General features: G+C 68.5%; 12 protein-coding genes. 6 read left to right on the top strand and 6 right to left on the bottom strand.

Going from position 1 to position 12,717, the window contains the following annotated elements; all coding sequences use genetic code 11:
* Positions 1 to 68: 68 nt before the first annotated feature.
* Positions 69 to 902: an SDR family oxidoreductase gene (locus ACFU5M_RS00125; RefSeq protein WP_379041471.1), complete on the top strand. Its 834-nt coding sequence runs from the start codon at positions 69 to 71 to the stop codon at positions 900 to 902.
* A gap of 21 nt (positions 903 to 923) precedes the next feature.
* On the opposite strand, the gene ACFU5M_RS00120 is transcribed toward ACFU5M_RS00125, so the two are convergent.
* On the bottom strand, positions 924 to 2,012 hold the full coding sequence (locus ACFU5M_RS00120) for an XdhC family protein (RefSeq protein ID WP_379041468.1): 1,089 nt from the start codon (positions 2,010 to 2,012) through the stop codon (positions 924 to 926).
* A 381-nt stretch (positions 2,013 to 2,393) separates the two neighbouring features.
* Here ACFU5M_RS00120 and ACFU5M_RS00115 point away from each other — a divergent pair, with 381 nt between their 5' ends.
* From ACFU5M_RS00115 to ACFU5M_RS00095, 5 genes are read left to right on the top strand one after another with little or no spacing between them, the layout of a single operon-like run.
* On the top strand, positions 2,394 to 4,745 hold the full coding sequence (locus ACFU5M_RS00115; protein WP_379041466.1) for a xanthine dehydrogenase family protein molybdopterin-binding subunit: 2,352 nt from the start codon (positions 2,394 to 2,396) through the stop codon (positions 4,743 to 4,745).
* Positions 4,742 to 5,617: an FAD binding domain-containing protein gene (locus tag ACFU5M_RS00110; RefSeq protein WP_379041464.1), complete on the top strand. Its 876-nt coding sequence runs from the start codon at positions 4,742 to 4,744 to the stop codon at positions 5,615 to 5,617. Before ACFU5M_RS00115 ends, ACFU5M_RS00110 begins: the two co-directional genes overlap by 4 nt.
* Positions 5,610 to 6,131 carry a (2Fe-2S)-binding protein gene (locus tag ACFU5M_RS00105; RefSeq protein ID WP_379041462.1) on the top strand — a complete coding sequence of 174 codons (522 nt, stop codon included), beginning with the start codon at positions 5,610 to 5,612 and terminating at the stop codon, positions 6,129 to 6,131. Before ACFU5M_RS00110 ends, ACFU5M_RS00105 begins: the two co-directional genes overlap by 8 nt.
* Positions 6,128 to 6,796: an SRPBCC family protein gene (locus ACFU5M_RS00100; RefSeq protein ID WP_379041460.1), complete on the top strand. Its 669-nt coding sequence runs from the start codon at positions 6,128 to 6,130 to the stop codon at positions 6,794 to 6,796. Before ACFU5M_RS00105 ends, ACFU5M_RS00100 begins: the two co-directional genes overlap by 4 nt.
* The gene (locus ACFU5M_RS00095) at positions 6,796 to 7,029 is read left to right on the top strand and encodes a hypothetical protein (RefSeq protein WP_379041458.1); all 234 of its coding nucleotides are present in this window, start codon (positions 6,796 to 6,798) and stop codon (positions 7,027 to 7,029) included. The genes ACFU5M_RS00100 and ACFU5M_RS00095 overlap by 1 nt, the downstream gene beginning before the upstream one ends.
* A gap of 225 nt (positions 7,030 to 7,254) precedes the next feature.
* Here ACFU5M_RS00095 and ACFU5M_RS00090 read toward each other — a convergent pair whose 3' ends face one another.
* The 5 genes from ACFU5M_RS00090 to ACFU5M_RS00070 form a co-directional block, all read right to left on the bottom strand.
* Positions 7,255 to 7,725, bottom strand: coding sequence for a DIP1984 family protein (locus ACFU5M_RS00090; protein ID WP_379041456.1), 471 nt, complete (start codon positions 7,723 to 7,725; stop codon positions 7,255 to 7,257).
* Positions 7,726 to 7,872: 147 nt separating this feature from the next.
* Positions 7,873 to 9,324 carry an MCE family protein gene (locus ACFU5M_RS00085; RefSeq protein ID WP_379041454.1) on the bottom strand — a complete coding sequence of 484 codons (1,452 nt, stop codon included), beginning with the start codon at positions 9,322 to 9,324 and terminating at the stop codon, positions 7,873 to 7,875.
* Complete coding sequence (locus ACFU5M_RS00080; RefSeq protein WP_379041452.1) at positions 9,324 to 10,457, bottom strand: MCE family protein; 1,134 nt, start codon at positions 10,455 to 10,457, stop codon at positions 9,324 to 9,326. The genes ACFU5M_RS00085 and ACFU5M_RS00080 overlap by 1 nt, the downstream gene beginning before the upstream one ends.
* Before the next feature lie 2 nt (positions 10,458 to 10,459).
* Positions 10,460 to 11,686: an MCE family protein gene (locus tag ACFU5M_RS00075; protein WP_379041450.1), complete on the bottom strand. Its 1,227-nt coding sequence runs from the start codon at positions 11,684 to 11,686 to the stop codon at positions 10,460 to 10,462.
* Positions 11,683 to 12,717, bottom strand: a complete 1,035-nt coding sequence (locus ACFU5M_RS00070; RefSeq protein WP_379041448.1) for an MCE family protein — start codon at positions 12,715 to 12,717, stop codon at positions 11,683 to 11,685. Before ACFU5M_RS00070 ends, ACFU5M_RS00075 begins: the two co-directional genes overlap by 4 nt.

Genomic DNA, 12,717 nt, shown 5'->3' with positions numbered 1-12,717 from the left:
AGAGAATGCCAATAACCATTCAGGGGGTGGGAGCGGGTCGGCGTACCCCGCGACGAGCGAGGAGAACGATGCCGGACCAGGAGCGACAGCTGATCGATCGCACGGTGGTGGTATCCGGCGCGAGCCGAGGTATCGGCTTGGCGATCGCCCTCGCGGCCGCCGCCGAGGGCGCGAACGTGGTGCTGCTGGCGAAAACCGCCGAGCCGCACCCCCGCCTGCCTGGCACCGTGCACACCGCGGCCGCCGCGGTGGAAGCCGCGGGCGGGCGCGCCGCCGCGGTGGTCGGTGACGTACGCGAGGAAGCGGACGTGCGGCGCGTCGTCGAGATCGCGCTGCGGCGGTTCGGCGGCATCGATGTGTGCGTGAACAACGCCAGTGCGATCGCCACCGAACCGACCGAGCGACTGCCGGTCAAGAAGTTCGACCTGATGCATGACGTCAATATTCGCGGCATGTTCCTGTTGACCCAGGCCTGTCTGCCGCATCTGCGCGAAGCGGCCAACCCGCACGTGCTGACCATCGCGCCGCCGGTGAACCTCAACCCCCGCTGGCTCGGCGCCCACCCGGCCTACACCCTCTCCAAATACGGCATGACGTTGCTGTCGCAGGGCTGGGCAGCCGAATTCGCCGACGCCGGAATAGGTTTCAACTGCCTGTGGCCGCAGACCTACATCGCCACCTCGGCGGTCGCGAACCTCGCCGACGGCGAGCGGCAGCTCGCGGCCGCCCGCAGCCCGCGGATCATGGCCGACGCCGCCGTCGCGATCCTGACCCGGCCCGCGAAGCAGGTCACCGGCAATTGCTTCATCGATGCGGACGCGCTGTCGTTCTATGCCGGGATCGATGATCTGTCCGGGTATGGCGGCGGCGAAAACCCCATGCCGGACCTGTTTCTGGACTGAACGATCGACCCTCTCCGCGCGCTAGAACCCGATGGCGCGCCCGGTCGCGAGTGGCATCTCACCGGGATGAATGGGCCGTTCGGTGGCGGAAAGCGGCCGCGCGGAGCCGCCGCGCCGGACGGTGACGATCTCGGCTCCGATCGCGATGGCCGTCTCCTCCGGCGTCCGACCGCCCAGTTCGAGGCCGATCGGCGAGTGCAGCCGCCCCAGTTGCTCCTCGGTGATTCCGGCGGCGCGCAACCGGAGCCGCCGGTCGCGGTCGGCCCGGCGTGACCCCATCGCGCCCACATACGCCACGGGCAGGCGCAGCGCTTCGGTGAGCACCGGGATGTCGAACTTGGGATCGTGCGTGAGTACGCAGATCACCGTGCGGGCGTCGACTCGCGTGCGCCGCAGATACCGATGCGGCCAGTCGCGGACCACCTCGGCGGCGTCCGGCATCCGAGCATGGTCAGCGAAGGCCGGACGCGCCTCGCAGACGGTGACGCGATACCCGAGCAACCGGCCGACTCGGCACAGCGCGGTGGAGAAATCGGTGGCGCCGAAGATCAGCATGCGCGGCGCGGGCGCGAAGGACTCGACGAACACCGTGCGCTCCCGGTCCGCGCAGCCCACGACGCGCACACCGGTCGCACCGGTGTCGAGCATCGCGCGCGCCTGCCGCACCACCGCGTGATCGAAGTCCGCGCCGGTGGCGCTCGCGGGCGCCAGCGCGGCCACCGCCCCGGAGTCCAGGTCGCGCACGAACGTCATCGGACCGCTCGGATCGAGTGCGGCCTCGACGGCCGGATATTCCCCCGGAGTGATCCGATGCACGAAGATCTCCAGCTCTCCCCCACAGGTCAGACCGACCGCGAAAGCGTCGGCATCGCTGTAGCCGAACGTCCGCCGAACGGGTTCGCCGGATTCGAGCACCTCTCGGCACAGCTCGTAGACCGCACCCTCGACGCAACCGCCCGACAGGCTGCCGCGCACGTTTCCGGATCCGTCCACGGCCATGGTGGCGCCGGCCGGCCGGGGCGCGCTGCCGGTCACGCGCACCACGGTGGCGAGCACGTACACGGTGTTCGCGGCATGCCAGCGCAGCAGGTGCGCAGCGAGTTCGCGCATAGTGAACCCTCTCTGCGATCGTCGCCCCGCAGGGAGGCGTCTTCCGCCCCGTCCGGCGTTTTCGCCTGCCGAAGCTGTGAGAATGTTATTCTCATTCGATACTAGCGGCATAATCATTTTTGACATAGGCGGAATTGACAGCGTGCGAACCTCGATGCTAGACACGTGCTCAGCATGCGCGAGCGGCAACAGATCGGCGCACCGGCACGAGGCTCGCCCGGACTTCGGGCTCCCGTCCCCGATGACCGGATTCGCCGCGGGCAGAGACCGCTATGCGGGCACGCCGGCCCGGGCGGCCCGAGGTGAACGGAGGACCAACCGGATGACTTCGATCAGGCCGCCCCGCGGCGGATCCCACGCGCACCACTTGCGAGCCGACCGATGACCCAGACCGAGCCCACCATCTCCACCGGTGTGGTCGGCACCCGCGTGCCGCGCATCGAGGACGCGCGCCTGGTGACCGGCAAGGGAACCTTCGTCGACGACGTGACCCGGCCGGGCATGGCGCACGCGTGCTTCATCCGCAGCCCGCTCCCCCGCGCGACGATCGGTGACATCGATGTCTCCGCCGCACTCGAACTCGACGGCGTGCTGGCCGTCTACACCGCCGCGGACCTGAATTCCGGCGTGCACGAAATCTCCTACGCACTGGACATCGTCGGCTTCCCGTCGGTGCCCCGCCCGCCGCTGGCCGAGGAGGAGGTGCGGTTCGTCGGCGACCCGGTGGCTCTGGTGATCGCGGTCGACCGGTACGTGGCCGAGGACGCCGCCGAACTGGTGGTCATCGACTACGAGCCACTGGAACCGGTGGTGGACTACGTCACCGCGGCGGATTCGCCGAACCTGGTGCACGCCGGATTCGCCGGGAACTCCGCGGGCGAACTGGGCGGACGCCCCGCCGCCGATCTGGCGCCCCTGTTCGACTCGGCCGCGCATGTGGTGCGGCAGAAAATCTTTCAGCAGGCGTACCTGCCGGTCCCGCTGGAGACGCGCGGAATCGTCGCGGACTGGTCGGCGCCGACCGGGGAGATGACGATCTGGAGTTCCACCCAGTCACCGCACGAAGTGCGTGGATTCTGCGCCCGGCTGCTCGGCATCGCCGAACACCAGGTGCGCGTCATCGCTCGCGACACCGGCGGCGGGTTCGGCCTCAAGCAGGTGCCGTTGCGCGAGGACGCCTGCGTCCTGCTGGCGGCACGCAAACTCGGCACGGCGGTGAAGTGGATCGAGGATCGCCAGGAGAACTTGATGGCCGCGGGCATGTCGCGCCATGAGCACGCCGATGTCCGGATGGCGTTCGACGGCGAGGGAAACATCCTCGCCGCCGCCATCGACCACGTGCAGAACGTGGGCGCCTATCCGACGCCTTCTCCGCTTACCGGCGGCGTTGTGGTCGGGATCCTGTTCCCGGGGCCGTACCGGATCACCGACGCCTCCTTCACCGCGAAGTTCCTGTACTCCAACACCGTCGGCAGGCTCGCCTACCGGGGACCGTGGCAGTTCGAATCGGTGACCAGGGAGATCCTGCTCGACCACGCCGCCCGGCAGATCGGCATCGACCCGATCGAGCTGCGCAGGCGGAACATGCTGCGCCGGGACGAGTTGCCGTGGGCGAACCCGAACGGGATGACCTTCGACAACATCTCGCCGCTGGAAACGCTGGAGCAGGCCGTCGAGATGCTGGACTACGAGGCTTTCCGCGAGCAGCAGCGCGCAGCTCGCGCCGAAGGCCGCTATCTCGGCGTAGGGTCCTGCACCTACGTGGAGCCGACCACCGGAGCCAGCCCGTTCCTCAGTACCGAGGGCGCGACCATTCGCATCGAACCGAGCGGCAAGGTGAACGTCTACGTCGCGGGCGGCTCCGCGGGCAACAGCTTGGAGACGACCGTCGTCCAGCTCGCCGCCGACGCGCTCGGGGCGGACCTGGCCGATGTGCGAACCATCCAGGGAGACACCGCGATCACGCCGTTCGGCGGCGGCACCGGCGGCAGCAGATCCGGCTCGATGACCGCGGGAGCGATCGGCGAGACGGCGTCGATCTTGCGCGAACGCATCCTGGCGATCGCCGCCCACCGCTTGGGCGCGAGCCCCGTCGACATCGAGTTCGTCCGCAGCCGGGCCACCGTCCGCGAAGCGCCGGACAAAGGTCTGTCGCTGGCCGAGATCGCCGAAATCGCCTACTTTCAGGCTGATTCATTGCCGCCCGGGGTGCCGCCAGGGCTGGAGGCGAGCGGACGCTACAAGACCCCGCAAATGGCGATCTGGGCCAACGCCACCCACGTGTGCACCTGCGAGGTCGACATCGACACCGGGGCGGTGCGGCTGCTGCGCTACATCGTCAGCGAGGACTGCGGCCCGATGATCAACCCCAACGTCGTCGAAGGCCAGATCTACGGCGGCACCGTGCAGGGTATCGGCGGCGCCCTCTACGAGCATCTCGCCTACGACGAGAGCGGTAACCCCGTGGCCACCACCTTCCTGGACTATCTACTGCCCACGGCGACCGAAGCGCCGACGATCGAAGTGGGGCACATCGAGACACCGAGCCCGGGGCCCGGCAATTTCAAAGGCGTCGGCGAGGGCGGGGCCATCGGCGCCACTCCGGCCGTCCTGAACGCCGTCGCCGACGCGCTCGCGCCGTTCGGCGTGGAGATCTCGAAACTGCCCCTTTCCCCGGCCACGATCGTGGCGATGCTGGACGAGGCGCGCGCCGCCGGAAAGGGTCCCGCATGAAACCGGCGGCCTTCGAGTACCACGCACCCGCGACCGCCGATGAGGCCATCGCACTCCTGGCCGATCTCGGTGACGAGGCCAAGATCATCGCGGGCGGGCAGAGTTTGGTGCCGATGCTGGCGTTGCGGCTGGCCGTCTTCGAGCATCTCGTCGACCTGCGCCGCCTCGACGAACTGCGCGGCATCGAGACCCGCGGCGACGCCGTCCGCATCGGTGCGGCGACCACCCACGCCGAGGTCGGCCGGTCCGAAGACGTCCGGCGGGGTGTGCCGTTGCTCGCCAGGGCCACTCCCCTCATCGGGCACTTCCAGATCCGCAACCGCGGAACGATCGGCGGTGCGATAGCGCACGCCGACGCCGCGGCCGAATATCCCGCGGTGGCGCTCGCCCTCGATGCCGAGATCGAGGCGCTCTCGCCGCGCGGACGACGCACGATCCCCGCATCGGAGTTCTTCACCGGCATGTGGACCACCGATCTGGCCGCCGATGAGCTGGTCACCGGGATCGTGTTTCCGATGTGGCGCGGCCGATGCGGCTTCGCCATCGAGGAGTTCGCCCGCCGCAGTGGAGATTTCGCGATGGCGGGCGCGGCGGTGGCGGTCCGGCTGGACGCGGACTCGCGCGTCGAGCGTTGCGCGATCGGTTTGTTCGGCCTCGCGGCGACCCCGGTGCGGGCGACCGAAGCCGAGGCAGGACTGGTCGGCTCCGCTGTCGATGCGACGCGAGCCGAGGAGATCGGCCGCGTCGCGACCGCCGGACTGACCGCGATCTCGTCGGACGTGCACGGCTCGGCCGACTACCGGCGCCGGGTCGGAGCGGCAATGGTGGCGCGCGCATGGCGGCGCGCCGTAGAGGAGGCCGGCAATGACTGACATCGACATCGAGCTGCGCATCAACGGCGCGCTCCGCCGGGACCGCGTGCCGGCCCGGCTCACCTTGGCCGACTATCTGCGCGACAAGTGCGGCCTGACCGGCACCCATCTCGGGTGCGAACACGGTGTGTGCGGCGCCTGCACGATCATGCTCGACGGCCGGGCCGTGCGTGCCTGCCTGGTGTTCGCCGTGCAAGCCGACGGCGCCGAACTCACCACCGTCGAGGGCATCGCCGGACCGGACGGCGAACTCTCTCCGGTGCAGGCGGCGTTCCGGGAAAAGCACGGGCTGCAATGCGGCTTCTGCACCCCCGGCTTCATCGTGTCGGCCACGGCCTTCCTGCGCGACAATCCTGATCCCTCCGAAACCGAGATCCGCGAGGCAATCTCCGGGAACCTGTGCCGTTGCACCGGATATCAGGGCATCGTCGGGGCGGTCCGCGCCGCCGCCGATTCGATGAACGCCGAGACCGAGATCCGCGAGGCACGCGTGAGCACCGAAGGACTTCCATGAAACTCGACAACACCTTCACCATCCCGGTTCCGGCTACGCAGGCCTGGCAGGTGCTGCTGGATCTGGAGCGCATCGCCCCATGCGTTCCCGGCGCCACGATCACCTCCCGGGACGGCGACGACTTCCACGGCAAGATCAAGGTCAAACTCGGCCCTGTGGGACTGAGCTACAGCGGCGTCATCAAGGTCGTCTTCCAGGACGAGGCCGCCGGGATCGCCGTACTGGAGGGGCGCGGCCGTGAAACCCGCGGCAACGGAACGGCCAAAGCCACCATCACCTGCCGACTCGTCGAATCCGACGGCGATACGGATGTTTTCGTGGACACCGACCTGGCCATCACCGGCAAGCCCGCGCAATTCGGGCGCGGTGCGCTCGCCGACGTGGCGGGCACGCTCATCGGCCAGTTCGCCACCAATCTCGCCGACGAGATCACCGCATCCGCCGTGCCGGGACCGAAGCCGGACATCGTCTCGGCGGTTCCGGAGTCCGACGATGCCGTCTCCGCGAAGGAGACCGCGCCGCGCAAGCCGGCCGAGCCGATCGACCTGCTCCAGGCCGCAGGCGCGAGCAGCGCCACCCGGTTGGGCGGACTGGCCTTCGCCGCCGTCCTCGTCCTGCTGTTGACCCTCCTGCTGCGCAAACGCTCCGCCCGATCGGCACCGTGATGGCCCGCCCTGTCCAGACGATGCGCCTCGGGCCGCACCCGCGGAACGCGATCGCGCGCGTCCGGCACATCCGCATCGAAACGGGCGCTTTCGCCGTGGAGTATCAGGCGGGCGCGGCGCAGATCGCGGACATCGTCGCCGAATTGGGCGCCCACGCCGGATTCGTGATCACCGTCGACGACGACGTCAGCCCCGGTCTGCCGCCTCTGCCGTGCGGGGAACTCTGGGACTGACGAGAAGTGGAGTGCCCCTTGCCCACCCTCGTCGTCACGGATCTGCACATGGTGGTGTGCTGTACGTAGTGCACTGTCTCCTGTGCGCGGTGCTGGGCTGCGATGTGAGAAGGGGAGTCGAACCCCTCGCACTGCCCGTCGTGCGCCAGAAAGTGGCCGGAATATCCCGTCCGGCCGCGGGTTCGTGCACGCCTCCGCGACGACTACCTGCTCCACTTCCTCCGGTCAGTCCAGCAGCTCGACCTCCCAGTTCGAGCGCTGGATGCGCACGTCGAGTTCGCGCAGCTCCCTGGCGATGTCGTCGGCCTGCCCGCGCAGTTCGGCCACCGGCAACGCGGACAACATCTTCAGCTCCGACCGCAGCTGGCGCGCGTATCCCGGCTGCCCCTTACCCGCCGCGGCGTCCGCGGCGGAGGTGACCAGTGAGTGCCGCAGGCGCAACGCATCCCGACGGGCCAGTGCGTCGGTCAAGGTGCCATCGGTTCCGATCCGCGCCGCGGCGTTGGTGCGATTGATGCGGCGGATCAGCGTCTCGTATTCGCCCAGCACCTCCTCCGCCTCGGTGAGCAGAGCCGCCGCGTTCTCGGCGGGCTCCTCCCCCTCCTGGAATCGCGCATTGCTCACAACGCGAGCACGCAACTGCTCGATCCGCCGCGCCGCATCCGCGCGCAACGCCAACGCCTCCGCCAGCTTCAAGTCCCTTACCTCCCCGATATCGACTCGTGCGGGTCGAGTATGGGTCATCGCGCAGCACGAGTCACGCGAATTACGCACGGCCGAAATCACGCTCGCTGCCAAGGTACTGCCTGGTCTCGCCGAAGCCGATCGCCGATGCCGCGGCGGTCAGTGCGGCAGCAGGTCGGTCCAGGCCCGGCCGGGCGAGGATGCCAGGTCGCTCTGCTGATAAAGCCGGCCGTCGGGGCCGAGGTAGTTACCGGTGCGGGGGTCGTATCGGGCGATGCCGATCGAGGGGGCGGCCGGGTTCGCCGGAGCCGACGCCGGTGCGGCCGGTGGTGGCGCGTCCGGAGACCAGCGTGAATCCGGCGGAATGCCCTGCTCTTCCAGGCCGGGGTCGCGCGGGTAGGGGCCCAGCAGGGGTTGCTCGGTGGCGAGCGGCTGGAATTCCTCGTCGCTGTTGCACAGTGCCGCGGACGGCGCCCGCTTGGCGGGGTTGTTCGCGCAGGGGATGTTGCGTACGCCGCGCACTGCGATCTCGGAATCCTGGGGCAGTTTGCAGTACAGCCCGTCCGGTGTGTCGATGGTGGCGGTCTCCTCCGGCGATCGCCACGCCGACGGCGGCAGGAAGCCGACCGTGCAGGCGGGCGGGTCCGAGATACCCCCGAGCCGGAAGTCGCCCAGCCCCAGCCCGGAGGCGTTGCGATTCGGCTGCACCGCCTGGATCATCGAGATCGCCGGCGGCAGCAACACCAGAATCTGTTCCAGCCCGGCGTTATAAGTCACGCCGAGCTGCCCGATGGACGTCAGATTCGACAGCAGGATCGGCAGCGTGAGCTTCACCGAGTCCAGCAAGTGCGTGACCTCCGCGGCGAATCCGGGACCGGATCGCAACAGGTTACGGATCTGCGGGTCGTCGGCGACGAGCCGACCGGTGAGGCCGGCGAGGCTGCGCGTCCAGATCCGGATGGCGTCGGCAGATCGCACCTGCGAATCCAGCAGCGGACGGGAGTCTTCGATCAGCGTGCGGGTCCGGTCACCGGCTCCGTTCAACTCGGCGGCCAGAGTTTGCGCCGAAGTCAGCAGCGAATCCAGATCGTATCGGGCGCCGTGCATGCCCCGGAAGAGTTCGTCGAGCAGTTCGTGCAACTTGTCGGCGGGGATGCTGCCCACCAGATCGCTGAGCTCGTCCAGCATGGGGCCGACCGGCTGCGGAACCGTGGTGTGGCGCAGGTCGATCACCGAACCGTCACGCAAGTAGGGTGGCGAGTCCGTGCGGGGCCGCAGCTCGACGTATTGCTCCCCCACCGCGGACACACTGCGTACCTCCGCGGTGAGGTCGGCGGGGATGTCGTAGGAGCCATCGATCTTCAACGTGGCCCGCACACCGTCGCCGGTCAGTTCGACCGAGCTCACCTCACCCACTTCGACGCCCCGGTAGGTGACATTGCCGAAGCGATAGAGCCCACCGGTCGTGGGCAGTTCCATGGACACGCTGATGGTGCCGATACCCGCCAGGTCGGGCAAGCGCATGTAGACGGTCGCCATCGTGGTCAGCCCGACCACCGACAGGACCGCGAAGATCAGCAATTGGGTGCGGACGAAGCGGGACAGCAGCATCAGCGGCCTCCGGTGGTCGGCGGCGCGATTCCGGCCCCGAGCGGGTCGGAGGTCTGCTGTGCGTAGCCCGGGTCCCCGACCGCCGCCTGCACCACGGCGGTCGGATCACCCCACGGCGTGCCCAGCAGCATTTCCCGCTTCAGCCGCGGAACCGTGAGATCGACCGTAGCGAACAGGTTCAAGTAGTCGCCCTGCACCGCGCGGTCGATGACGGACTGGCCGTAGGGGAACACGGTCGCGTACGCCAGAGCCGCGTCGATCTGCGGGCCGACGTCGGCCAGTGCCCGAAGCGTGGGCTCGAGGTTGCGCAGATTGGTCAGGAGATCCGTTCGGACGTCGGTGATCACCGCCGTGGCGGTGTCGCTGAAGGTGCGCAGCCGATCCAGTGCCGCGGTGATGTTCGGCCGCTGCGCCAGCAGGACATCGAGTGCGGGCGGAAGTCGTCGCAGGGTTTCGGTGACGACGTCGCGCTGCTCGGCGAACCGCCCGGCCAGCCGGTTGAGCGCATCGATCGAAGCGATGATGTCGTCGCGTTGACCGTCGAGCACGCCCATCATCGTGTCGAGGCGGACCAGCAGCGAGCCGATCTGGTCCTGGTGTCCGCTGAAAGCGTCGTTGAGATTGCCGATGATCTCACCGAGTTGTCCGAGACCGCCACCGTTGACGACCACCGACAGCGACGCCAGCGTCTGTTCGGTGGAGGGATAGGTCGAGGATTTGGTCAGCGGGATCCGGGTTCCCGAGGCGAGCCGCCCGGAGGGCGCGGCGCCCGCGTGTGTGTTCAGCGCGAGATGGCTGGAACCGAGCAGGCTGGTCTGCCCGATCGTCGCCACCACGTTCGCGGGTACCGCGGCGTCCGCGCGGATCGATGCCTCGACCACCGCGTGCCACCCGTCGAGCCGGATCCCGCTCACACTGCCGACGACCACGTCGTCGACGAGCACCGGCGAGTTCGACACCAGCGTGCCGACATTCGCCATCTCCACCTGGATGACGGTCGCTCCCGGACCTTGCCCGGGCGCACCCGGCAGTGGCAGCTCGTTCACTCCGTGCCAGCCGCAGCCGGTGAGCGTCAGCAGCGAACAGGCACCCACGGCCAGCAGCCGACCGCGCCGTCGCGCGAAAGTTCTCACGGTCAACGCCTTCCGCCGGGGAACAGGATGTCCGCAATGCTCGGCATGGGCGGGGGCGGATTTTCGGCTGCCACCACCTGCGGAATCAGATGATCTTCGGTGTAGATGAGGCTTTCCGGGCGCGCGGTCGGCCCGTGCACCGGGTTGACCGCGAACGGCAGGTAGTTGAAGTTCAGCAGCCCGATCACCGGGCCGAGATAGTCACGGCACTTACGCGCCGCCTCCGCGGTCGTCGTCTTCTCCAACGCCGCGATGGACGAGCACACGAATTGCACCGGGCTGGAGAAATTGTTCACGACGAAAACGCCGGCTTCGGTCGCGGTGTCGGGATTGTAGATGTTGTAGAAGTTGGCGATGCTCGTCGGGAATATGTGCAGCAGTTCCTCGACGTCTTCGCGGTGATCGACCAGATTCTGCGTCACGTCCGCCAGCCGCCGAACCTGTTCGGCCGCGCCGTTCCGGTTGGCCGCGACGAACCGCTGAACGTCCGTCACCGCGATGGACAGTTCCGACAGCGCGGCATCGAGAACGGATCCGCTGTCGTCGAGCACGCTGGAGAGGCTGGCGAGCCGGTTCTGGAATTCGACGATCTGCACATCGCTGTCGCGCAGCACCGTCACGAAGTGCTGCAGCTCGGTGATGATGCCGACGATATCGCCGCTGCCGTCGGCCAGTACCCGTCCGATCCCGGACAGCTGTGCCAGTGTCTGCCGCAGTTTGTCGCCGTTGCCCGCCATCGCGTCCGCGGCGCGGTCGATGAATCGGCCGGTCGAACTGCCTGCCAGGTCGAGGCCGGGGCCGAGTTCGGTGGCCAGCCGGGTGAGCTGGGTCTTGACCTCGTCCCACTCGACCGGGACGGCGGTGCGTTCCAGGGGGATGACCGCTCCGTCGGGCAGCGTCGCCCCCTGCGAGCGGTAGGCGGGCGTCAGCTGCACGTAGCGGGCGCCGACGAGACTCTGAGCGACGATCACTGCCTTGGCGTCGGCCGGAATCGGCACGTCGCGGTCGACCGCGAGCACCATTTCGGTGCCGGTGCCGCGCGGTTGAAGGGAGATGATCCGGCCGACTTCGACACCGGCCACGCGCACGTCGTCACCTGGATAGATCGCGGTGGCAGAGGTGAAGACCGCCCGAATCGTCTTAGGGCCGAACGCGGCCCGATACCCGAAATGAGCGCCGATGAGGACGAGCCCCGAGACCACCACCGCTGCCAGAATTCTCATCTTCATCGGGGCGGCTCCGGAGCAGGGATGGGGAATTGGCTGGGCGGCTGGATGCCGAAGGCCTGATCGATGGCAGGCTGGATGAGCTGGGCGGGTATCAGATTCGCGACGAAGGCGTTGTAGAACGGCCCACCGGACACGGCTTCGCCCTGGGTGAGCGCGACTTTGGCCAGACCGGGAATCGCCGCGGCGATGTTGTCGCGGTTCTTCTCCAGCATTGCCACCACCGAATTCAGCCGGTCCAGGGTCGGCGCGAGCTCGGCTTCGTTGTCCGCGACCAGGCCCGAGAGTTGCGTGGCCACCGCGGCGGTGTTGGCCAGCAGGTCGACGATCGCCTGCCTGCGCGCGGCCAGCACGCCGAGCAACGAATTCGCGTTCAGGATCAGTGCGTTCACCTGTTCGCCGCGCTGCCCGAGGATCGCGGTCACATCGGCGGTCGCGTGCAACATGTCGCGCAGCGAGCCGTTGCGGCTGTTGATCGACCGGGACAGTTGGGTCAGCCCGTCGAATGCCGGGCCCAGCTGCGGTGCGATCCGGTCCAGCGTCGCCGACAGCATGTCCAGCGACCGGTTGAGCGCGTCGGTGTCGATCTCCGAGACATTGGTGGCCAGATCGCCGACCGCGTCGGTCAGCGAATAGGGCGAGGAAGTGCGCTCCAACGGGATGATTCCGGACGGCCGCAGGGCGTGTTCCCCGGCGGAGACGAGGGTCAGCACCCGTTTACCCAGCAGTGAACCGGTTTTGATGTGCGCCGCACTGTAGTCCCCGAGCCGGATCGTCTCCTCGACCGCGAACGTGACCCAGGCATCGCCCCCACGCAGCGAGACATCCGACACCCGGCCCACCCTCATGCCGGAGACGAGCACGTCGTCGCCGACGGCCAGCCCACCCGCCTCGCTGAAGACGGCCTGGTATCGCACGGTGGTCGCCCACTCGATAAACCTTTGGGACTGCAGCCCGATCGCGATGACGCAGATCGCGAGCACGACGCCGATCACGCCGTGCCGGGCCAGATGGTTTCCGCGATACTCCAGCAT

This window comes from Nocardia sp. NPDC057455 (assembly GCF_042802775.1).
GTDB lineage: Bacteria > Actinomycetota > Actinomycetes > Mycobacteriales > Mycobacteriaceae > Nocardia.
The sequence above is the reverse complement of the archived record's forward strand: the minus strand, read 5'-3'. Positions and strand labels throughout refer to the sequence as shown.

Bases quoted from the DNA above. Each gene is read 5' to 3' on its own strand.
- ACFU5M_RS00070 (WP_379041448.1), bottom strand. From the start codon at position 12,717: ATGCTGGAGTATCGCGGAAACCATCTGGCCCGGCACGGCGTGATCGGC.
- ACFU5M_RS00110 (WP_379041464.1), top strand. From the start codon at position 4,742: ATGAAACCGGCGGCCTTCGAGTACCACGCACCCGCGACCGCCGATGAG.
- ACFU5M_RS00105 (WP_379041462.1), top strand. From the start codon at position 5,610: ATGACTGACATCGACATCGAGCTGCGCATCAACGGCGCGCTCCGCCGG.
- ACFU5M_RS00075 (WP_379041450.1), bottom strand. From the start codon at position 11,686: ATGAAGATGAGAATTCTGGCAGCGGTGGTGGTCTCGGGGCTCGTCCTC.
- ACFU5M_RS00100 (WP_379041460.1), top strand. From the start codon at position 6,128: ATGAAACTCGACAACACCTTCACCATCCCGGTTCCGGCTACGCAGGCC.
- ACFU5M_RS00125 (WP_379041471.1), top strand. From the start codon at position 69: ATGCCGGACCAGGAGCGACAGCTGATCGATCGCACGGTGGTGGTATCC.
- ACFU5M_RS00095 (WP_379041458.1), top strand. From the start codon at position 6,796: ATGGCCCGCCCTGTCCAGACGATGCGCCTCGGGCCGCACCCGCGGAAC.
- ACFU5M_RS00120 (WP_379041468.1), bottom strand. From the start codon at position 2,012: ATGCGCGAACTCGCTGCGCACCTGCTGCGCTGGCATGCCGCGAACACC.
- ACFU5M_RS00115 (WP_379041466.1), top strand. From the start codon at position 2,394: ATGACCCAGACCGAGCCCACCATCTCCACCGGTGTGGTCGGCACCCGC.
- ACFU5M_RS00085 (WP_379041454.1), bottom strand. From the start codon at position 9,324: ATGCTGCTGTCCCGCTTCGTCCGCACCCAATTGCTGATCTTCGCGGTC.